The organism is Armatimonas sp., assembly GCF_031410135.1.
Taxonomy (GTDB): Bacteria; Armatimonadota; Armatimonadia; order Armatimonadales; family Armatimonadaceae; genus Armatimonas.
Map to the genome: position 1 here is coordinate 1 of NZ_JANNYP010000738.1, position 1835 is coordinate 1835.

At 59.1% G+C, this 1835-nt stretch carries 1 protein-coding gene; it reads right to left on the reverse strand.

Annotated features, from left to right (window positions below; genetic code table 11):
- Positions 1 to 121 precede the first annotated feature (121 nt).
- A partial coding sequence (locus RMO15_RS26915; protein WP_309720106.1) for a cytochrome c-type biogenesis CcmF C-terminal domain-containing protein occupies positions 122 to 1835 on the reverse strand: 1714 nt, incomplete at its 5' end.

Below are 1835 nucleotides of genomic sequence, written 5' to 3' on the forward strand. Positions count from 1 at the left end.
CGTCTGCAAAGGCCAGCTCACCGCAGCCCGCGTCCGAGAACTCGTCATCGCCGCACAGTAGAAAGCCCTCCTCCCAATCCTGCGGAGGCAGGTTGAGTGGAGGGCTTCGGGGAAGAGGGTTCTACTCTTTCAAGCGCCGTCGGTAGGCGATGAGGCCCCCGAGGGTGTAGAGGAGCGTGCCTGCCCAGATGAAGCCGATGAGCGGCTTGGTGGAGAGCTCCACAAAGATCGCATCGCCGGGATCGGGGGCGTTGAAGGTCTCGAAGCGCAGGGCCTGGTAGGTGGCGAAATCCTGCATCCGGCGGCCCTCGTTGAAGGCATTGAAGTCCTTCGTGAGTGCTTGCTGGAACGCGGGCGTCCCTGGTGCTCCGGCCTCTTTCGCCCGAGAGACAGCGCCTTCCGATGCCGCCGTTTTCTCCTTGATCTCTTTCTCGTTAGGAGCGGGAAGCATACGCAGGATTACCTTGCCATGCTTTCCGCCCGGCCCTGGGATCTCGACGACTTCGGAGTAGGCACCGTTTGCGGAAGGCTCGTGGCGAACCGCGACTTTCACCGGGGTTTGCTTGCCCTGGTAAGTCACAATCACATTGGCGACCATACGCACGGCAGGCAGCTTGTTGAACTCCGCCTCGCTGTGCTTGGCGAGCACGGCCTTGGCATTGTCGTCCAGGTCGTAGCTCATCAGCGTGAACGTGTACTCGCCGAGTGTCTTGGTCTCACCTTTTTTGAGAGAGAAGACCCAGTTGGAGCTGGTGGCATCTTGCTGATCCACGAACTCCTGGGCCTCGCCGCCTAGGGCGATATAGACATCACCCCAGAACTTACGGTGAATGGCCGGTGGGTTGGCCTGAAGACTGTCCTTGCCCTCCCAGGGAGTGTAGGTGTAGTGCGGCTCGGCATCCCACTGCTTGTTGCCATCCAGCACTTTAATCCGAATGGCGTTATCGCGCTCGAACGGATGCTGGGTGTAGCCCTCGTAGGTCAGCGTATACCCCAGCGCCTCGGTCGGCTGGCCTTTGATCAGTAAGATGCTCTCTTTATGCTTGGAGAACATCACAAGCCCTGCCAACCCCGCGATAAGTAGCCCTGCACCAGCGTGAGCAAGATGCCCACCAATACTCAGCCGTCCACCTTTAGACTTCAGACGCGGTGCGATGAGAATACCGTTGGCGATCACACAGAACAGCGACGCGGCAAAGAGGAGCACCATCGCGGGATGCCGTAGCCCAATGTACATCCCGACTCCGGTAAAGCCCATCGCCAGCACAATCGCGGAGATATAGGCGGGGAAGAGCTTTTTATAGGCACTCTGTGCATCGCCGTTTTTCCACGTCAGAAACGGTGCGGATGCCATGAGGATCAGCATCCCAATCGCCGGGGCGTAGAGCGCTTTGTTGTAGAACTCGGGCTCGGCTGCCTGACCCTTGGCGCTCCAGAGTTTGCTGAGCAGCGGCCCGGACATGCCCAGCGCCACAAAGAATCCGATAAGTCCGACAATGATCCCCGCTGCGGCAAAGGCCGTCTCACGGCTCAGAAATACCGCGCCCTCTTTCGCCTCGCTCTTTTTGGGGATATCCCAGTTGCGCAGAACCAGCAGGCCCAGCGGGATGAAAGTCCACATTAAGACCCCGGTCAGAATCAGCCAGTAGCCATCGTTGCCCAGGGACGAGAACGAGTGGACGGAGAAGTCCGATAAGACACCGGTTCGTGTGAGAAATGTCCCGTAGAACATCGCGGCAAACGGGAGGATGCCGAGAAAGAGGTTGGGTTTACGCCAGGAGCCGTTTTTGTTCTGGAGCACTAGCCCGTGCAGGAGCGAGGTCAGGATCAGCCAG